This window comes from Halomonas sp. H5 (assembly GCF_050613175.1).
Classification (GTDB): domain Bacteria; phylum Pseudomonadota; class Gammaproteobacteria; order Pseudomonadales; family Halomonadaceae; genus Bisbaumannia; species Bisbaumannia salifodinae.
Map to the genome: position 1 here is coordinate 3,296,627 of NZ_CP192510.1, position 18,740 is coordinate 3,315,366.

The 18,740-nt window shown below is 61.7% G+C and carries 15 protein-coding genes; 4 read left to right on the forward strand and 11 right to left on the reverse strand.

All coding sequences use genetic code 11. The features are described 5' to 3' along the window. Positions 1 to 19: 19 nt before the first annotated feature. The 10 genes from ACQ1W9_RS15195 to ACQ1W9_RS15240 form a co-directional block, all read right to left on the reverse strand. Complete coding sequence (locus ACQ1W9_RS15195; protein WP_431024127.1) at positions 20 to 820, reverse strand: pyrroline-5-carboxylate reductase family protein; 801 nt, start codon at positions 818 to 820, stop codon at positions 20 to 22. A gap of 531 nt (positions 821 to 1,351) precedes the next feature. Further along, complete coding sequence (locus ACQ1W9_RS15200) at positions 1,352 to 2,344, reverse strand: Ldh family oxidoreductase (RefSeq protein WP_431024128.1); 993 nt, start codon at positions 2,342 to 2,344, stop codon at positions 1,352 to 1,354. A gap of 76 nt (positions 2,345 to 2,420) precedes the next feature. Then, complete coding sequence (locus ACQ1W9_RS15205; RefSeq protein WP_346064284.1) at positions 2,421 to 3,473, reverse strand: proline racemase family protein; 1,053 nt, start codon at positions 3,471 to 3,473, stop codon at positions 2,421 to 2,423. Positions 3,474 to 3,520: 47 nt separating this feature from the next. Beyond that, positions 3,521 to 4,819 (reverse strand): TRAP transporter large permease, encoded by a 1,299-nt coding sequence (locus tag ACQ1W9_RS15210; protein ID WP_346064283.1) that lies wholly within the window; start codon positions 4,817 to 4,819, stop codon positions 3,521 to 3,523. Between the two features lie 62 nt (positions 4,820 to 4,881). Then, positions 4,882 to 5,388 carry a TRAP transporter small permease gene (locus ACQ1W9_RS15215; protein WP_431024129.1) on the reverse strand — a complete coding sequence of 169 codons (507 nt, stop codon included), beginning with the start codon at positions 5,386 to 5,388 and terminating at the stop codon, positions 4,882 to 4,884. An 84-nt stretch (positions 5,389 to 5,472) separates the two neighbouring features. After that, positions 5,473 to 6,501 carry a TRAP transporter substrate-binding protein DctP gene (dctP, locus tag ACQ1W9_RS15220; protein WP_431024130.1) on the reverse strand — a complete coding sequence of 343 codons (1,029 nt, stop codon included), beginning with the start codon at positions 6,499 to 6,501 and terminating at the stop codon, positions 5,473 to 5,475. Between the two features lie 252 nt (positions 6,502 to 6,753). Next, on the reverse strand, positions 6,754 to 8,259 hold the full coding sequence (locus tag ACQ1W9_RS15225) for an aldehyde dehydrogenase (protein ID WP_431024131.1): 1,506 nt from the start codon (positions 8,257 to 8,259) through the stop codon (positions 6,754 to 6,756). 25 nt (positions 8,260 to 8,284) lie between these two features. Continuing rightward, positions 8,285 to 9,613, reverse strand: coding sequence for an NAD(P)/FAD-dependent oxidoreductase (locus ACQ1W9_RS15230; protein ID WP_431024132.1), 1,329 nt, complete (start codon positions 9,611 to 9,613; stop codon positions 8,285 to 8,287). A 24-nt stretch (positions 9,614 to 9,637) separates the two neighbouring features. Next, positions 9,638 to 10,528 carry a 4-hydroxy-tetrahydrodipicolinate synthase gene (gene dapA / locus ACQ1W9_RS15235; RefSeq protein ID WP_431024133.1) on the reverse strand — a complete coding sequence of 297 codons (891 nt, stop codon included), beginning with the start codon at positions 10,526 to 10,528 and terminating at the stop codon, positions 9,638 to 9,640. A 242-nt stretch (positions 10,529 to 10,770) separates the two neighbouring features. After that, complete coding sequence (locus ACQ1W9_RS15240) at positions 10,771 to 11,805, reverse strand: GlxA family transcriptional regulator (protein WP_431024134.1); 1,035 nt, start codon at positions 11,803 to 11,805, stop codon at positions 10,771 to 10,773. 265 nt (positions 11,806 to 12,070) lie between these two features. Here ACQ1W9_RS15240 and ACQ1W9_RS15245 point away from each other — a divergent pair, with 265 nt between their 5' ends. Then, a complete protein-coding gene (locus ACQ1W9_RS15245; protein WP_431024135.1) occupies positions 12,071 to 13,045 on the forward strand; it encodes a LysR substrate-binding domain-containing protein in 975 nt (324 codons plus the stop codon). Positions 13,046 to 13,260: 215 nt separating this feature from the next. On the opposite strand, the gene ACQ1W9_RS15250 is transcribed toward ACQ1W9_RS15245, so the two are convergent. Beyond that, positions 13,261 to 14,169 carry a LysR substrate-binding domain-containing protein gene (locus tag ACQ1W9_RS15250; RefSeq protein WP_431024136.1) on the reverse strand — a complete coding sequence of 303 codons (909 nt, stop codon included), beginning with the start codon at positions 14,167 to 14,169 and terminating at the stop codon, positions 13,261 to 13,263. A 144-nt stretch (positions 14,170 to 14,313) separates the two neighbouring features. Between ACQ1W9_RS15250 and ACQ1W9_RS15255 the strand changes: the two genes are divergently transcribed. The 3 genes from ACQ1W9_RS15255 to ACQ1W9_RS15265 all read left to right on the forward strand — a co-directional run bounded on the left by ACQ1W9_RS15255 (position 14,314) and on the right by ACQ1W9_RS15265 (position 18,666). After that, positions 14,314 to 15,447: a 4-oxalomesaconate tautomerase gene (locus tag ACQ1W9_RS15255; protein WP_431024137.1), complete on the forward strand. Its 1,134-nt coding sequence runs from the start codon at positions 14,314 to 14,316 to the stop codon at positions 15,445 to 15,447. Positions 15,448 to 15,635: 188 nt separating this feature from the next. Continuing rightward, positions 15,636 to 16,631, forward strand: a complete 996-nt coding sequence (locus ACQ1W9_RS15260) for a tricarboxylate transporter (protein ID WP_431024138.1) — start codon at positions 15,636 to 15,638, stop codon at positions 16,629 to 16,631. Positions 16,632 to 16,716: 85 nt separating this feature from the next. After that, positions 16,717 to 18,666 (forward strand): tripartite tricarboxylate transporter permease, encoded by a 1,950-nt coding sequence (locus tag ACQ1W9_RS15265; RefSeq protein WP_431024139.1) that lies wholly within the window; start codon positions 16,717 to 16,719, stop codon positions 18,664 to 18,666. Positions 18,667 to 18,740: the final 74 nt, after the last annotated feature.

The window sequence follows — 18,740 nt, forward strand, 5'->3', positions numbered from 1 at the left end:
CCTATCTATCACACCTTTCTTACTCTGAGCCACTGGCCGCCCGGTGGGCCGCCGCAAGGCCACGGTGAATGGTCTGGTGAATGCCCTCGTCGATCATCGTGCGCAGCCCCTTGGCCGTGGTGCCGTCATAGGCAATCAGCCGCTCCACCATGTCGCCGGGATCGTCTCCAAGCCTTTCCAACAACAGGCTGCCGCCCACCAGGGTCTGCATGACGGCCTCGCGGGCGATATCGTCGGCGATCCCCATCTGCCTGGCATGCGCCAGCATCGACTGAGCCAGCAAGGCCGGGTAGGCCGGGCCGGCCCCGCTCAGGGCCGTCAGGTAGTCGAGGTCGCGTTCCGCGGGAAGCTCCCGTGCTGCGCCACAACTCTCCAGCAAGGCCTGAACGAGCCGTTTGTCGGCCTCGGTAACCTGTTGTAAGGCATACCACGGAAAGTAGCCGCGACGGATTTCCGCCGCCGCGTTCGGCATGGCGCGCACGACTCGGCGGCTTCCCACCCGGCGTGAGACCTCCTGCGAGGAAGCCATCGCCAACAGGGAAATGACCAATTTGTCATGTGCCCCGATATCGACGCTGGCGAGATCCTCCGGACGAATGGACAGCACGATGACATCCGCCAGGGCGGCCAGCTCACTGTTGTCCCTGACGCAGCGCACCCCGGGCCAGTCTCGGTAGGCCTCGCCATCGGAGCGCGAGGAGATCACCAGCTGCTCGGGGGGCAGCACCCCCTGCTCCAGCCAGGCCAGCCCCAGGGAGCGGCCCATCCAGCCCTGCCCCCCGATGATTCCCACCACGACACCCTTCGATATATCAGCCATGATCGCGCCCTCCTCCAGGCCTGGCGGCGACGCCAGTACTGCCCTTCCCCCCGATGATTCCCACCATGACATCCTTCGATATATCAGCCATGATCGCGCCCTCCTCCAGGCCTAGCGGCGACACCAGTACTGCCCTGCCCTCCGATGATTCCCACCATGACATCCTTCGATATATCAGCCATGATCGCGCCCTCCTCCAGGCCTGGCGGCGGCGCCAGTACTGCCCTGCCCTCCGATGATTCCCACCACGACACCATTATGCATAGTTGTGCCCTCCTCTGGTCCAGGCAGCGACTTCGGCCTAGCAACGATGCCCCACAGGATGTACATATATGATCCCGGGATCACGCATGCCATGAAGCCTTGCGAGGTGCCCCTGTTGGCCATCTGGTGCTTGCGGGTCGCTGAACCGAACTCCCTGAGAAGGCTTGAGCGGCCTAATCGATAGAACCGCAGGATACCACCAACAGAAATGATCTCGCCGTCATGATCCTGAGAGTATCGGCATCGAGGTAGCGCCCCATCCGCCACTCACAAGGAGCGGCGGATCTTTTCAAGTACTATAGAATCGATTGCAATGTGGTCCTCTTCCGAAATATCGCTTCGTACCTGGCGGCGACCGGGTACATAGACACCACGCTCGGCGATCCGGTCAAGCTGTCGGGTGAGCCGGGAAGAAAACTCCTTGTCGATCACCGTGGGCTGGATCGCGATGATCGTCATTCCCGCGTCGATCGGCCGGCTCCCGCTCTGGAAATCCGGCATATCGAGCGACCATGATGCACCGGATAATCCGGCGGCCAGGCACTCGATCATCATGGCCACGTTTGCGCCTTTCGCTCCGCCGAATGCCAAGAGGGCACCGCGCAGGCCGGCCGCCGCATCGGTGGTCATTTCGCCCTTCTCGTCGATTGCCCATCCCTCGGGGATCTTGCTCCCACTTTCTGCAGCTTTTACCAGGCTGACGAAGGCCGTCGCACTCGATGCCTGGTCAATGACGAGTGGCGCATCAGCCTCGGCCAAGGGGGCGGCAAAAGCCATCGGATTGGTGCCAAAAGCGATCTTGCCACCGGGGGAGCCCGCGACCGCGGCCGGGCTGTTGGACACGGCAAGGGCGATAAGACCTTCCAGGGCAAGGCGGCGGGCATAGTAACCCAGCTCGCCAGGGGGATAGCTATTGCCTTGGGTCAAGAGGGCCACGCCCAGCGTGCGAGTTCTCTCGACCAGGGTTGGCAGGGCACGATCGAAGCCGAGTTGTGCCACACCGCCATCGGCATCCGAATGGAGGACGGCGGGGAGGGGCGAGCTCAGGGTCGGTTCGGCTTCACCATTAATGCGTCCCGCGCGGAAGCCGGAGAGATAATCCAGCAGATGCGGGAAGCCAACGCCGGAACGACCGAACAGAGCGGCCGAAGTCGTTGCCTTTGCCAAAGCGTACGCGGTAGCCTGATTGGCCCCCGCGGCAAGGCAAGCTCGCTCGGCTAACCGCAGGGCCTCACCGGCCGAAAGGGTTTGCTGATCCAAGAGAAAACACACCTCTCATGCTGTTGATGTTGACCCTGCTTGATAACCATTCCCGAAAAGAGTGGGTCCCTTATCCTTACGCCCAGATATCCTTCACGCAGAACCCTTCCGTGAACGGGTCATCATTATCCAGTACGTAGGTATTGATCCCATAGATCCAGCTCTTTCCGGAAATGGTAGGAATTACCGCTTCCCTTTCACCGATTGTCGTTTCCTCGACCAGCCGCCCCGTGAATACATTACCCAGGATGCCCTGATGGCGAAAGTCTTGGTTCAACGGCAATTCGCCCTTGGCATGAAGGACCGCCATCTTTGCGCATGTCCCCGTTCCGCATGGGCATCGGTCGATGGCACCTGTCCAGGTGCTGGGGTTATCCCAGTCAAAGTCACCGGATGCCACCGTCACGACATTCTTCCAATCGGCATCCGGGCTACTCGCCGGCCCAGAAAGCTGTGATATCGTGATGCCAACCCCTGGGTAATCCGGGTGTTCGACAGGCAGCTGTTCAATCGCTGCTTGCCTGATCATGGCGGAGACCCTCGCTATCTCCGCGCCATGCTCGGGTGTGAGCTCTATCCAGGGAAACTGTCGGACATCGGCAATGACATAGAACATCCCCCCCCATCCCACGTCGACCTTTACCTTGCCGAGATGGGGAACGTCGATTTCTGCATCAAGGTAGGCGGCAAACGCGGGAACATTCTTGAAAGTGACGCTCTTTACCTTGCCATCCTTGCATTCGGCCCTGATGCGAATCAGCCCGGCCGGCGCCTCGAGAACAAGCTCCGTCACGGGCTCCTGCATCGGCAGCATGCCCATTTCAAGCAGCACCGTCACCACGGAAATGGTGTTGCCACCAGACATGACCGGATACTCGATCTGTTCCATGATCACATAGCCGGCATCGGCATCGGGATGACAGGGGGGCACGATGACGTTACAGCAGAGAGGTGGGTAACCACGAGGCTCACGTAGCATCAGCTTACGCAACTGGTCATCATTTTCTCTCAGCCATACCATTTTCTCATGCACAGTCTTCCCGGGTACGTTGGGAACACCGCCAGTGACAACGCGCATCGGTTCGCCTGCATGCGTATCTACGGCATGTATGGTTCTCTTGAATGCCATTTCTACCCCCTTTGAATATTGTTGGTGGTGGCCTATGGAGGGACCGATTAATTCACATAACCGAGCAGCTTAGGCAGGAAGAGCGACAGTGCCGGCCAGTAGGTCGTGATCAACATTACAGGCAGAGCAGCCAGCAGCATAAAGCTGAAGGCGGGCCGAATGACTTGGGACATCCCGACCTGGCCGATTCGACAACTCATGAACAGGATGGGCGCCATGGGAGGGCTATTACAACCGATAACGACGCTGGTACCGACGATGGCGGCAAAATGCACCGGGTGGATACCGATACTCTCCATGACCGGCAACAGCAGCGGGCTGAGGATGGCCACGACACTCACGTCATCCATGATCATGCCCATCAGGATCAAGAAGATATTGACCATGAGAAGAATCAGCAGCTTGTTCTCGAACACCTCGAGCAAGAACGTGGTGAGTTCCTGGGGTACACGCTCGAAGGTAAAGATACGACTGGCCACGAAGGAAAACAGCAGGATGATCATGATGACGCCAGTGGTCGTGGCGGCTTGGACGAAACACCGTGCCAGGGCCTTCAGGTTAAGATCGCGATAGACGAACAGTCCGACGGGAATGGCATAGACGACGGCAATGGCGGCCGCCTCGGTAGGGGTAAAGATGCCACCATAGATACCGCCCAGGATGATGACCGGGAGCATCAAGGCAGGAAAGGCTTTCCAGCCGGTGCTGCCAATATTACGAAATCGTTCACTCAGTGTGAATGTTTCCGGGCTATAATCGGGGTTCTTGCGCGTCTTGATGGCGTTGATCACACACAGGAAGATGATCAGCAGAATACCCGGCCCGATGGTCGCCAGGAACACGGCCGCGACGGATTGTCGAGTCACCACCGCGTACAGGATCATGGTGATGCTGGGCGGAATCAGCAGGCCGAGCAGCGAAGAGATCCCGACCAGGGCGGTGGAATACGGGCGGCTATAGCCGTGTTTTTCCATCGGGCCGATCATGATGGTGCCAATCGCGGCTACCGCGGCCGAGGCCGTCCCTGAAATGGCCCCGAAGACACCACAGCCCACCACCATCGAAGTGCCCATTCCACTGCGTGACGAACCAACGATGGCCTCGACGAAGCGTATGAGCCTGGCCGCAATCCCCCCTGACTGCATCAAATATCCTGTCATGATAAATAACGGGAGGGCGAGCAGGATAATGGAGTTGATAGACCAGAACCCTGTTGTCATCAGCGACGAGATATCGACGTCGTAGGCGAGAGAAAGTACCAGCGTCATGGCGGCGAACGAGAAAACAACCGGAACGCCTATGATCATTAGAATTATGACTGCACCTATCGCTAACAAGGCACCCATGTGTTTCTCCAATTATTGTCAGGAAGCCTCTGGGAAGAGGCCTCTTACTGGGTTTCAGCTTTTTAATGAGATACGACTTCTTTTTTAAACAGCTGCCCAACATCATCAACCAGGTCTCTAATTGCATAGAGCAACAGAAAGACACTCGCGATCAGGAGGCTCCCCTGTGAAATATATTGCGGAATACTGAACACCGGTGTGACTTGCCCTCTCTCGAAGCCCCAGGAGAACAGGCTGTAGCTCCAGCTGACGAAAAAGGCCGCCAATACGACCGAGAGGATAGTGGCAATCAGCTTCGTGACATTATTCAGAGTCTCATTCTTGGAGAAGGCCTGAATGAAGTCCGCACTGAGGTGGGATCTCTCCCGCGAGGCCAGGGCGGCTCCGAGCATATACAGCCACATGGCGGCCATCAGCACCAGTTCCTCCAGGCCAAAGACCGGAGCGTCGAGCAAGGCCCTGGAAACGATGCCTACCACCATGGCGAAGGAAACGAAAAGGCCCAGGACCGTAACGGCAGCCTTCATAATAAATGCGACTACATTATCGATGCGGGAGAAATAATCCATAATGACTTCCCCATGTTACCCAGAAAGGAATCGAGCATGGAGTGACCTTGCTGAGAGGCGCCACTCCATTGCTCCGGCAAGTCGTTACTGCGGTTCCGATGCATGCTCGCGGACGGCGTTCATGACATCCTCGCCCAGGGACTCCTCCGCCTCGACCCAGACTGTCTCACGGACACGCTCGATCCAGGCTGCCATCTCTTCATCGGACGGCACGATATATTCCATACCGTCTTCCTGGGCCGTCTGGATCCACCGTTCATCCTCTTCCCTGGCATTCTCGAACTGCTCATTGACGACGACTTCCACGGCACCCGCGATGATCCCGCGGTCTTCCTCATCGAGGGCGTTCCAGGAACCCTGATTCATCAGGAAAGTATAGAAGGAAAAGTTATGCTTGGAGTGAACGAAGTAATCAAGAAGATCACTGAAATAGGTATAGTCCCAGTAGATCACATTACTCGAGTCGCCATCGACGACCCCGGTCTGGATGGAGGTATAGACCTCGGACCAGTCGATAGGCACGGCCTGGAATCCCATGGCCTGTATCGTTTGGGGAAGCGGGAATATAGGCTGCGAGCGGAGTTTGATTCCCCGCGCATCTTCATAGTTGGTAGCATAGCTATCCGCCGTGGCGATACCGCCGAAACCTTCCGGGAAGGGTCCCAGGTATTCCAGGCCAATATCCGAAAGGATGGGCCCGACGACCTCGGAGACCCAGCCATCGGTTCCATAGGCCTCTAGTGCCTCATCCCAACCCAGGGTCAGATAGGGCAGCTGTAGTACGCCAAGTCGCTCATCATAGGAAGTTTGAGGCCAGCCCAGGAAGAGGTCGATATTACCTCTGATCAATTGGTCGAAAAGTTCCTGGGGACCACCGATCTCATCCTGATAGAAGACATTCATGGTGATTCTTCCATCGGACTGCTCTTCGACAATATCAGCGATTCTCTTTACTGCCAGGCCATGGGGCGATTCTCGGTCGCCTGCCTCCGTTGCTATCGTAAACCGCAACTCCTCATCGCTTGCCAAGATGGAAGCCGAGAAACCGAGGGTCGCGACGACCGATACTGCAGCTATGCTTGAGGCAACCTTTATTGAGCTTTTCAATGTCATAACGTTTTCTCCAGACGAGCTATTGTAGTTGGGATTCATCTCTTGCCCGACCCTAGCCAGGCATGCATTCAAGCTATTACTGTGGCGAAGGTAAGGGAAACGACTTTTCTTCCGTGCAAAACAAAACCTGAGGTTATGGTTACCACGCCTGATGAAGGGAGGTGGCATTCATCGCTATATGCCGATGCTCTCTGGCGGTGAGTCAACCACCATCCACGATCCCGCGGATGGTGGGACACGCTGGATAATGGCTCAGGACAGCTGGATCCAGGTGGTCTTGAGCTCGCAATACTGATCATGGGCATACACGGACTTGTCCCGCCCACCGAAACCGGACTGCTTGTAACCGCCGAAGGGGGTGGTGATATCGCCTTCCGAGAAGCAGTTGACGGCAATGGTGCCGGCCTTGATCGCCGCCGCCATGCGGTGCACGGTGTTCAGGTCCTCGCTCCACAGCGAGGCCGCCAGGCCGTAGCAGGTGTCGTTGGCGATGGCGATGGCCTCTTCCTCGGTATCGAAGGGAATCACCGCCAGCACCGGGCCGAAGATCTCCTCCCGGGCGATTCCCGCCTCGGGGGTAACGTCGTCGAAGATGGTCGGGGCGACGAAATAGCCACCGCTCTCCTCGCGCAGCCGCTCGCCGCCGGAGACCACCCTGAGCCCTTCGGCCTTGGCCCGCTCGATATGCCCCAGCACCTTTTCCATATGGGCCCGCTCGACCAGGGCGCCCAGCTGCACCTCCGGGTCCAGGGGATCGCCGGTCTTCCAGTCGTTCTCCAGTTGGCGCTGCATCTCATCGACCAGATCGTCCTTGATGGAGCGGTGGACGATCAGCCGCGAGCCCGCCGAGCAGTTCTCGCCCATGTTCCAGAAGGCGGCGGCGAGGACGTTGCTGGCCACGGTCTTGAGGTCGCTGACGTCGGGCATTACCACCTGGGGGTTCTTGCCGCCACACTCCAGCACCACCCGCTTGAGGTTACTGGCCGCCGAGTACTCGAGGAACTTCCTGCCCACCTCGGTGGAACCGGTAAAGGCGGCCAGGTCGATATCCGCATGCAGGCCGATGGCCTTGCCCGCCTCGTGGCCCAGGCCCGGCACCACGTTGAGCACCCCGGCGGGAATCCCCGCCTCATGGGCCAGCTCGGCCAGGCGCAGGGTACTCAGCGAGGTCAGTTCGGCAGGCTTGAGCACCACGCTGTTGCCGGTGGCGAGCGCCGGACCCAGCTTCCAACCGGCCATCATGGCGGGGAAGTTCCACGGCAGCACCGCCCCCACCACGCCGATGGGCTCGCGGGTCACGGTGGCCACCACGCCCTTCTCGGTGGGCGCCACGGCGTCGTAGAGCTTGTCGATGGCCTCGGCGTGCCAGCGGATGGTGTTGGCGGTATCGGGGATATCGACGTTGAAGCATTCGCCGATCGGCTTGCCGGCCTCCTGGGCCTCCAGCACCGCCAGCTCCAGGCAGTTGGCCTCGATCAGGTCGGCGAAGCGCTGCAGGATGGCCTTGCGCTCGGCGGGAGCCAGTCCCGACCAGACGCCGGCCTCGAAGGCACGGCGGGCGGCCTGGACGGCCCGGTCCACGTCCTCGGCGGTGCAGGCGGCGACCTCGGTCAGCACCTCGCCGGTGGCCGGATTGAGGGTCTCGTAGGTGGCACCGGACTGTGCCGGGACGAACTGACCATCGATAAAGGCCTGGTTGCGGTATTCGAGCCGCTCGACCTGTTGTGCGATGGCATTCGGGGTGAGGCTATCGGACATTGTTGTTCTCCTCTTGTGCAGGAATTCAGCGTTCGGTGCCGGCCTTCCACTCTTTCCAGGCGAGGGTGGAGCGCACCCCGATCCCGAGCAGCGGCTCGGGGGGGTTGGCGACCGGCTTGGGTTGGTTGAGCATGATGTCGAGCAGCTCACTCTCCTCGCCGAGGGCATGTTCGGCGATCAGCTTCCCGGCGATGGTGCCGCGGGTCAGGCCCAGGCCGTTCTGGCAGACGGCGCTGAACACGCCGGGTGCCAGCTCGCCGAAGGGCGTGCCGCCGTTGCGGGAGACGCAGAGGGCACCGCCCCAGGTGTACTCCAGCCCGACGTCCGAGAGCATCGGGAAACGCCGCTCGAAGGAGCGCCGGTGGGCGGCGAGCGCCTGCGTCAGATGCCCGGCACTCGCCGCGACCCTCGGGTTATAGGTAAAGGCGTTGCGGATGCAGATACGCCCGCTCGCCATCCGCCGCACCGTGGTGCCCATGGGATCGGCGGGGATCAGCCCCCAGTTCTCCTCGCCGCCCAGGGTGGCGAGCTCCTCGGGGCTCAGTTGACGGGTCAGGCTGCCGTAGGTGTAGACCGGCAGGATGCGCCCCTTGAGCCCTAGCCCGCCGAACTGGGCCGCGTAGGCGTTATTGGCGAGGATCAGCCGTGGCGCGGTAATCCGCCCCCGGTCGGTGACCAGCTCATGGGGCCTACCGAGGCGAATCTCGCGTACCGGCGTGTCCTCGAAGAGCCGCACGTTCTCGGGCAGGGTGGCGCCCAGGCCACGGACCAGGGCGGCGGGCTGGACCAGCACGCAGCCAGGAGTATGCAGGCCCGAGCGGTAGAAGCCGGTGCCGGTGATCGCCCGCATCTCCTCGGCGTCGAGCACGCGATAAGGCTCGCCCAGGCCCGAGAGCCCCTTGGCGAAGGCCTCCAGGGCGCGGATGCCGTGATCCTCCACCGCGCCGTGCAGCTTGCCCTGCTCGCGCCAGTCGCAGTCGATGGCATGGCGCTGGACGATCTCGCGCATATAGTCGATCGCCCCGCGATTGAGGAGGATCTGCTGGAGATCCCGGTTGCGATCCCCGGTGTAATCGTGGGAGTTCAGGTCGTGGGGCAGATCGATCATGAATCCGGAGTTACGCCCGGCCGAACCGAAGCCCACCCGCCGGGCATCCACCAGGGCGATGGAGGCATCGGGACACAGCTCGGCCAGGCGGCGGGCGGCGGCGAGCCCGGCCAGCCCCGCCCCCAGCACCACCCAGTCGGCCTTGACCTCGCCCTTGAGCGGCGTCGCGGGGGGCGGCGGCGGCAGCATCTCGTACCAGCCACACCGGCCATCACCCTGGGGCAAGTGTTTGCATTTCAGCCGCATGGCAGGGCCTCCACCGCCCGAGGATCAGCCGCGCTGGGCGACCAGGGCATCGTAGGTACGCTTGAAGGCCGCTTTCTCGGCCTCGTTCAGGGGCAGCAGAGGACGACGCGCCGGCCCCACCGGCAGACCGGCCAGTTCGCAGCCGTACTTGATGTACTGGCAGAACTTGCCGCCCTGCTCCAGCAGGTTGAGCATCGGCAGCACGCGGGCGGCCAGTTCGCGACCGGCGACGAAATCCCGCTCGACGACGCAGGCCTGGTACAGCGCCACATGCTCCGGCGCCAGGAAGTTGGAAGCTCCCCCCACCCAGCTACGAGCGCCCCAGACGAAGAATTCCAGCACCTGGTCATCCATGCCACAGCTGAGCTGAATCTGATCGTTGAATTCGGTCGCCAGGGCATGCATACGCTCGATGGAGCCGGTGCTCTCCTTGATCGCCTGGATATTCGGGCGATCACGCAACGCCTCGATCAACTCAAGCGTCATCGGTACACCGGTGCGGTCGGGGAAGTTGTAGAGCATGATCGGCATATCGAGGGCATCATCGACACACCGGATATGGGTCAGCAGCTCGTCCTGGGCCGGCTGGCAGTAGTAAGGCGCCGCCACCAGGATGGCATCGAATCCGGCGGCCTTGGCATGCTGGCCCAGCTCCAGGCTGTCTTCGGTGGTGGTGGCATTGACGCCGGCCATCAGCGGGATACGGCCCTTGGCATGAGCGGCAACCACATCGAAGACGCGCTTGCGCTCGTCCTTGCTCAGCGCATAGTACTCACCGGTGGTGCCACCGATGATCAGGCCATGCACGCCCTGATCGATCAGGGTATCGAGCACCTTGCCCAGGGTCTCGAACTGGATGCTGCCGTCTTCGGCGAAGGGAGTTACTACGGGTGTCCAGATGCCATCGAAGTTCATACAATCACCTTGCGAATATTGTTGGGGGTTTCTCGACAAATAAAGCGTAATTTCACCCCGACAACGGGACAATTAACATTTCCTTCCGGCTAATCATTAACGGGTGTTATCAGTCCACTCGCAGAAAGCAACGACCGACCACCCTCCAGCATCTCATCTATCGTCACTCAAGAAACCCTCCCTATAACAGAGCACAAGCGAAGCAATGCGCCTGCCTTATTACCATAAGTAGGGCGATTGAATTACTTGGCGTAATGTCGGCGGCGGAATCGCCCCGGAGCGACATGAAAGAACTTGCGGAAGCAATGACGGAAGTGCGTGATACTGACGAAGCCGCTGGCCACGGCAATTTCGGCAATGGGCCGGTTGGTCTGCTGCAGCAACTGTCGCGCACGGGTCAGGCGCAGTTCCAGATAGTAGCGGGAGGGCGAGGCATCGACATGGCGACTGAACAGGCGCTCCAACTGTCGACGCGACAGACCGGCCCAGCGCGCCACCTCATCCAGAGACAGCGGCTCCTCGATATTGCTGTGCATCAGCTCCAGCGCCAGCTTGAGGGGCTGCGGCAGGGTCGGGTCACTATCGACGGATAGCACCGAGGCCCCCAAGAGCTCATGACTCTTGTCACAGCTGAGGATCTCTTCCACCGAGTCGACGATGATGGCGTCGTAGTTGTGTCGCAGCCATCCCAGCATCATGTTCAGCGAGCTGTTGGCCCCGGCACAGCTGATCCGCTGGCCATCCAGGACATGGGAATGGCGGGAGACCTTGACCCGCGGGAAGCGCTCGATCATCAGGGCGCGGGAGTCGGGATGAATGGCGCACTCATGATCATCCAGCAGGCCGGCATCGGCGAGGAAGTAGGCCCCGTTCCACAGCGCGCCCAGCGTCACCCCGGCTCGCTGGGCCGCCACCAGCGGAGCGCGGAGTGCCGGCGACTCATCCAGGTGAACCCGGAGCCCACCACAGAGGATCAGGAGATCATCCCGGCGCATCTCGAGCTCCGCCAGCTCACCATCCACCGAAATGGCGATCCCCAGGTCACTGACCACTACCTCGCCGCCGAGACTGAGCGTCCTGACGTCGGTCAAGGGCTCCCGGGTCACCAGATTGGCGGTGACCAGGGCATCCACCGCCCCGGTAAAGGCCATCAGCGAAAAGTGTTCCAGCAGCACGAAAGTGGCCCGCCGAGCACCCGCGGAGGCGTCGCCCGACGGATCCCGAGGCAAATGGGCCAGGTTCTTGCGTTTCAGCAAACTCTTGAATGAAGTGCTCATCGTCTTATGGGCATCATGGCTGATGACTCAGGATCAACCTTCACAGGGAACACGGTCTAGCGAGGCGTTCGCCACCAGGAGCGATAGAAGATGGGCTCCCTCATTGAGAGGTCGACGGTCGAGTGGCATAGGGGTGGCTGTTGCTGGCCTGGAGATTCGGTTAGCCTAGCAAGACTGCCTGATTTATTTTCCGTATCTCGAGTCTAGTGACGCGGCTACCCGGGTGAAATTGACTTTTTTGTCCGACTAATGATGACTTCATGTTATGACCAAGCACACCGACCCCGATCAGACACTGCTCAAGATGCCTTCCCTGCGGGCCGTGAAATCCTTCGTCGCCGCGGCCCGCTACCAGAACTTCACCCGCGCCGCCGAGGCATTGTGCGTGACCCAGGCCGCCATCAGCCGCCAGATCCGTGAGCTCGAGAGCCACCTCGGCACCGCCCTGTTCAAGAGAGCCGGACGCTCGGTGGAATTGACCACCGCCGGCTCGATCTTCTTCGATGCGGCGCAGTTATCCTTTATTAATATCGCCCAGGCCGCAGAGCGCATTCAGAAAAACCATGGCAGCAACGCCAGGCGCACCCTGACCCTGTGCTGCTCCCCGGCGTTTTCTGCGCTGTGGATATCCCCCCGGCTGCCCAGCTTCTTCAGCGACAATCCGGATATCGACCTCAACCTGGTCACCACCCAGAACTTCCTCTCCATGGAACCGGGGGTCAATCCCGATATCTTTATCACCAAGATGTCACGCATCCGCGACGGCTATGTGAGCACGCCGATCTTCCATGACCGCATCTATCCGGTATGCACGCCCAGCTACCTGGAGACGCACCCCGAGATCCGCACCCTGGAGGGCCTGAGGGATGGCCTGCTGCTCAACCTGAGCCCCTATGGACGCTCCCAGGTGTCCGAGCACGTGGACTGGGGAGTCTGGCTGGCCATTCATCAGTTGGATATCGAGGACCGTCCCGCCCAGGGCCCCCACTTCTTCAATGCCAATGATTACAGCCTGCTGATCCAGATGGTGCTCAATGATCAGGGCGTGGCCCTGGGCTGGCATCACCTGGTAGCCCCCCTCGTCGAGCAGGGGCGCTTGATCAGGCCGGTGGAACAGGAAGTGGTGCTGGAGGAAACCCGCCACTACTTTGCCTATCGCGAGGACAAGGCCGACGATGAGGCGTTGAGCCGCTTCCGTGACTGGTTCCTGCGCCAGAGCGAGCCATCCGCCGACGGCTAGGAAACGCCCCCCCAAGCCACGAGACAGCCCCTTACCACCATCGTGGTGGGGGCAAGCCCCCCTGCCGGCGCTTGTCGAGAGGACACACCGGCCCGGGGCAAATGCTGCGCCAGGGCAGCGCCTTCCCCCGTGGCGGACGGGTCTGATGCCACTGCGAACACTGCCTGCGCTCGCCCATGCGGCGTTGAGAATCGGCGCCAATCACTCATAGAGCGTCATGAGTGCATGGAATTTCCCCAGTGCTCGAGGAGCAAATCAATAAACAGTTGCGCGGTGCTGGAAATACTGTGGGAATTGCTTCTGACCAGGCCGATGGTTCGCTGAATGTGGGGTTCGGGAAGTTCGCGTGCACAGAGGGTGTCATGATCCGGGCCGGGCATCGTCATCCTGGGCAGGATTGCCACCCCTAGCCCGGACTCGACCAGGCCAAGCGAGGTGGACAGGTGCTGGACTTCGTAAAAGCTGTTCAGCCGGAGGCCTTCGGCGGAGAGGGCATTGTCCAGCAAGGTACGATTGCCACTGTCGCGACTCACGGTGATCAGCCGTACCTGCTCGAGATCCGCCCATTCGATGCTCTCCTTGGCCGCCAGTGGATGATCCGACCTCAGGGCCAGTACGAAGGGATCCCGTAACAATGGGGTAAAGGAGACCTCCGGGCTCTGTGCGCTGAACATGTTGATGCCGAAGTCGGCCTCACCGCTTATGACGCGCTCCAATCCCTCCTTGGCGCTCACATCGAGGATGCGGATACGGATACCCGGCCAAGCCTCGCTAAAGCCACGGATCACGCTGGGGAGAAAGTAGAAGGCCGCGGTGGGAAGACAGGCAATCGTCACCGTGCCTTTCTGGTGCGTTGCCAGCTCGCGGATGTTCAGAATCGATGACTCATATTCCTCGATCATACGCCTGGCGCGTGGCAGGAAATCCGCCCCGATCGGCGTCAGTTGCGTTCTTCGAGTGGTTCGTTCCAGCAACTCGATTTCCAGGAGTTCCTCGAGCTTCTGGATGCGTCGCGATAGCGCCGGCTGAGAAAGATGCAAGCGCTGCGCGGCCTCATGGAAAGAGCCCAGCTCGGCGACCAGTATAAAGGCTTGAAGATCAAGGAATTCCAGGCGATGTCGCATATCGGCACTCTTGCATGACGCGATTGGCATTGATAAACATAGCACATTAATCCATAAAACGAATCAATGCCTATGTTTATTTGCATTTGAAGCATCAGTTGGCCACTGACATGCTCATATCACGACTTCCCAACGCGATGTGGCATGACGATGATAAACAGCATTCCCTGCATGATCATGCGCGGCGGTACCTCCCGAGGCCCCTTCCTGCGCATGAGTGACCTTCCCAGCGGCCAGGACGCCCAGGCCGAGATCCTCCTCAGCCTGATGGGGTCGGGTCACGCCCTGCAGATCGATGGCATCGGTGGCGGAGACCCCCTGACCAGCAAGATCGCCATCGTGGAGCGCTCTTCCCATGCGGATGCCGATGTCGACTACCTCTTTGCCCAGGTGGATGTCTTCAAGCGGCGCGTTGACTTCACCCCGAACTGCGGCAACATGCTCTCGGCGGTCGGCCCCTATGCGATCGAGACGGGCCTGGTCGAGCCCCAAGACGGCAAGACCGTGGTGCGGGTGCGCAACCTCAACACCCAGCGCCTGATCGAATGCCATGTACCGACGCCGAGCCGTCAGGTTTGCTATGAGGGCGACACTTCCATCAGCGGCGTGCCCGGAAGTGCCGCCGGCATCCAGCTCAGTTTCCTGGACATTATCGGCGCCAAGACCGGCGTGCTGCTGCCCACCGGTAAGGCCTGCGACGCGATCCAGGGCGTCGATGTCACCTGCCTCGACGCGGCGACCCCGATCATCATGCTCGATGCGGCGGATCTCGGCCTGCGCGGAGATGAGCCCCCCGCCGAACTGGATGCCGATCGTGCCCTGCTCGAGCGGCTCGAAAGCATTCGCCGCGAGGCGGGACAGCGCATGGGCCTGGGCGACGTCAGCCAGAGTGTCCTGCCCAAGCCGGTGCTGGTCTCCGCACCGAGAGATAGCGCCAGCACCCTGTGCACAAGGTACTTCGTGCCCCACCGCTGCCACAAAGCCATCGCCGTCACGGGGGCCATTGCCGTCGCCTCGGCGGTCAGCGTTCCCGGCACCATCGCCCACCGTATCGCGGTGGAAAGCGGGCGGGTTGCCGAAGGGGAGCGTCTGGCACAGGTGAGACTGGAGCACCCGTCGGGCTTCATCGACCTCGACGTCGAGCACCGCCAGGACAACGCCTGCGATATCGCGCGCGTGTCACTGATTCGTACCGCCAGGAAGATCATGAGCGGCACGATCTTCTACACCGCCGCCACGACACCCGATGAGGCATTGCCCGCATTGCAGGCCAACTGATCATCGCTACCCTCGAGTATCTTTGCCACCCACTAACGACAACAACCCAGGAGCATGCCATGACCCTCCACAAGACCAGGACATCTCACACTTCGCTCGATCGCCTGAAAAAGGCCGCCGCACTCGGCTTGGCAATCGCCGGGCTCAGTTTGACAGTCACCGCCCCCGTACAGGCACAGGACGTGGACGTGCCCGAGAGCATCAGGTGGGTCATTCCCTTCGGCGTCGGTGGTGGCACCGATGTCTGGGCGCGCTTCTTCGCCCCCTGGCTCAGCGAGCATATTCCTGGCCAGCCGACCATCATGATCGATAATGTGCCGGGCGGTGGTTCCATCAATGGCGCCAACCTCTTTGCCATGCGTGCCCGGACCGACGGCAGCGAGTGGCTGGGCACCTCCGCTTCGACCCAATATCCCGCCATGCTGGGCGATCGCCGAGTGCGCTACGACTACGCCGACTGGACACCGATCCTGGCCACTCCGACCGGGGGTGTCGTCTATGCCCAACCCGGCCTGAGTGACGACGCCGACAGCGCCCTGGCCGCCCTGCTGGAGCAGCCAGTCATGTTGGCGGCCCAGAGCCATACCGGACTCGAGCTGCCGGTACTGATCGCCCTGGACATGCTGGGGGTCGAGGTTCAGGCCGTCTCCGGCCTGCGTAGCCGTGGCGAGGGCCGCCTGGCCTTCGAACGCGGCGAAGCGGACATCGATTTCCAGACCACTTCCGCCTATCTGAGTAATGTGGCGCCCCTGGTGGAATCGGGCCGCGCCGTCCCCCTCTTTTCGCTCGGCCTGCTGAATGACGAGGGGGAGATCGTACGCGACCCGGCCTTTCCCGACCTGCCCACCTTTTACGAGGTCTATCAGGAACTCCATGGCGAAGCCCCCAGCGGCCCCGCCAATGAGGCCTTCCGGAAGTTCTTCGCCTCGGGCTTCACGCTTCAGAAGCTGATCATGGTACCCAGTGACGCCCCCGAGGCACTCATCGAGACTTACCGGGAAGCGGCCCGCAGCTTTATCGACAGCGAGACGTTCGAGCGGGAAGCCGACGCCCAGCTAGGGCCCTACACCCCGATCGTTGGCGATACCGTCCAGCAACATCTCGAGGACGCCATGTCCCTGGACGACGCGACCCACGAGTGGCTCGTGGACTGGCTGGAAACGACGCACGGCGCCCGTATCTGACACCTGAGCCCGGAAGCATCGGCGCCTTACTACAGGGGCGATGCTTCCGGGCTCAACTCACCGAACAACGCGAGAGCCGCATCCCATGTTCGATATCCTTCTCTCCAGTCTGGGGCAGCTGTTTACCCTGCATCACTTGCTCTACATGGTCCTCGGCGTACTGGTCGGCCTGGTGGTCGGGATCATTCCCGGTCTTGGCGGCATCGCGGGGATGGCGCTGCTGTTGCCCTTCCTCTACGGCATGGAGCCAAGCGTCGCCCTCGGCATGCTGATGGGCCTGGTCGCCGTGATTCCCACCGGCGATACCTTCGCCTCGGTGTTGCTGGGCATCCCCGGCTCCAGCGCTTCCCAGGCCACCGTCATCGACGGCTTCTCCCTGGCCAAGCGCGGCCAGGCCGCGCGGGCCCTGTCCAGTGCCTTTCTCTCCTCGATGATCGGCGGCCTGATCGGCGCCGCCGTGCTGACGGGCTTTATCCTGGTCGCCCGGCCAGTGGTACTGTCATTCTCTTCCTCAGAGCTCTTCATGCTGACCCTGCTGGGGCTATCGATGGTGGCGGTGCTCTCCGGACGCGATCTCTTCAAGGGGCTCGCCGCCTGCGGCCTGGGCCTGCTGGTCGGTACCATCGGCATGGCACCCGCCACGGGAGAGTTCCGTCTCAACTTCGACATCGACTACCTCTACGATGGCCTGCCACTGGTGGTCATCGGCCTGGGGATCTTCGCGCTCCCGGAGATCATCGATCTGCTGGTCAAGCGTGGCGCCATCGCCGGCGAGTCCGCCCGGCTCGGCAAGGGCTGGCGCCAGGGCATCCAGGATGTCGGCAAGAATCGTGGGCTGGTCGCGCGCTGCGCGGGCATCGGCAGCCTGCTGGGCACGATCCCCGGCCTGGCCGGCTCGGTGGTGGACTGGATGACCTATGGTCATGCCGTGCAGAGCGCCAAGGACAAGTCCGAGTTCGGCCAGGGCGACATCCGCGGCGTGATCGCCCCGGAATCCGCCAACAACGCCTGCGCCTGTGGCGCCATGGTGCCCACCCTGCTGTTCGGCGTGCCCGGCTCGGGTACCGCCGCCGTCTTCCTCGGGGGCCTGCTGCTGCTCGGCCTGCAGCCCGGTGTCAGCATGATCGAGACCAATCTCGACCTGACCTACACCATCATCTGGTCGCTGGCCCTGGCCAACATCCTCGGCGCGGCGCTCTGCCTGGGCCTGGCCCGACCGGTCGCCAGCCTGACCCGTGTGCCCTTCGTCATCCTGGCGCCCCTGATCACGGTGCTGATCATGTTCGCGGCCTTCCAGGCCACGCGCTCCCCGGGGGACCTGCTGGCTCTCGGTGCGATCGGGGTCCTCGGCGTCCTGTTCAAGCAGGCCGGCTGGTCACGTCCCGCCTTCCTGATCGGTTTCGTCCTGGCCCCCGGTGCCGAGGCCTATTTCTACCAGGCCGCGCAGTTCCAGGGCAGCGATGCCTTCCTGCGCCCGGGTGTGCTGATCATCGGCGCCATGATCCTCGCCGCGCTGTTCCTGCCCATGCTGCGTTCGCTGTGGCGCAAGCGCCGGGCGGTAACCACCGAGGCATCGGCCCCGTCAGACACCAAGGCCCCAGTCACCATGGGCGCCCTCGATCTGGTGCTCTTCGTCGCCCTGCTGGGCCTGGCCATCTATGGCTGGTTCAGCCTCGCCGATCTCACCCTGCTCGGAGGCCTGATGCCGCGCCTGGCCCTTGCGATCATGGGCATCGCCTGCCTACTGGAAATCCTGCGCAGCCTGATTCATCGCCCGACGTGGCAGCATCAGCCCCTGGGCCAGCAAGCCGTCTGGCTGGTGGGTTTCTTCGTCCTGGTCGGCGCCATCCTGATGCTTGGCTTTATCACCACCGCGACGCTTTTCTGCCTGGCCTTCCTGCTGAGCATCGCCCGCCTCAAGCCCTGGGTGGCCCTCGGCATGTCGGCCGGGGTGACGGCCTTCCTGGCCGGCATGGCGACACTGCTGACCCTGACCTACCCGCGCGGACTCATCGATCCCTGGCTGTTCGGCTGATGCTCGGCTGAGGGCCATCGGAAAGCCCTCCACCAACGAACCGCCGCTCATCGAGCGGCGGTTCGTGCTTTGGT

Excerpts from the sequence above, each read along its gene's own strand:
- ACQ1W9_RS15195 (WP_431024127.1), bottom strand. The coding sequence starts at position 820 with ATGGCTGATATATCGAAGGGTGTCGTGGTGGGAATCATCGGGGGGCAG.
- ACQ1W9_RS15205 (WP_346064284.1), bottom strand. The coding sequence starts at position 3,473 with ATGGCATTCAAGAGAACCATACATGCCGTAGATACGCATGCAGGCGAA.
- ACQ1W9_RS15210 (WP_346064283.1), bottom strand. The coding sequence starts at position 4,819 with ATGGGTGCCTTGTTAGCGATAGGTGCAGTCATAATTCTAATGATCATA.
- ACQ1W9_RS15215 (WP_431024129.1), bottom strand. The coding sequence starts at position 5,388 with ATGGATTATTTCTCCCGCATCGATAATGTAGTCGCATTTATTATGAAG.
- dctP (WP_431024130.1), bottom strand. The coding sequence starts at position 6,501 with ATGACATTGAAAAGCTCAATAAAGGTTGCCTCAAGCATAGCTGCAGTA.
- ACQ1W9_RS15225 (WP_431024131.1), bottom strand. The coding sequence starts at position 8,259 with ATGTCCGATAGCCTCACCCCGAATGCCATCGCACAACAGGTCGAGCGG.
- ACQ1W9_RS15230 (WP_431024132.1), bottom strand. The coding sequence starts at position 9,613 with ATGCGGCTGAAATGCAAACACTTGCCCCAGGGTGATGGCCGGTGTGGC.
- dapA (WP_431024133.1), bottom strand. The coding sequence starts at position 10,528 with ATGAACTTCGATGGCATCTGGACACCCGTAGTAACTCCCTTCGCCGAA.
- ACQ1W9_RS15240 (WP_431024134.1), bottom strand. The coding sequence starts at position 11,805 with ATGAGCACTTCATTCAAGAGTTTGCTGAAACGCAAGAACCTGGCCCAT.
- ACQ1W9_RS15245 (WP_431024135.1), top strand. The coding sequence starts at position 12,071 with ATGACCAAGCACACCGACCCCGATCAGACACTGCTCAAGATGCCTTCC.
- ACQ1W9_RS15250 (WP_431024136.1), bottom strand. The coding sequence starts at position 14,169 with ATGCGACATCGCCTGGAATTCCTTGATCTTCAAGCCTTTATACTGGTC.
- ACQ1W9_RS15255 (WP_431024137.1), top strand. The coding sequence starts at position 14,314 with ATGACGATGATAAACAGCATTCCCTGCATGATCATGCGCGGCGGTACC.
- ACQ1W9_RS15265 (WP_431024139.1), top strand. The coding sequence starts at position 16,717 with ATGTTCGATATCCTTCTCTCCAGTCTGGGGCAGCTGTTTACCCTGCAT.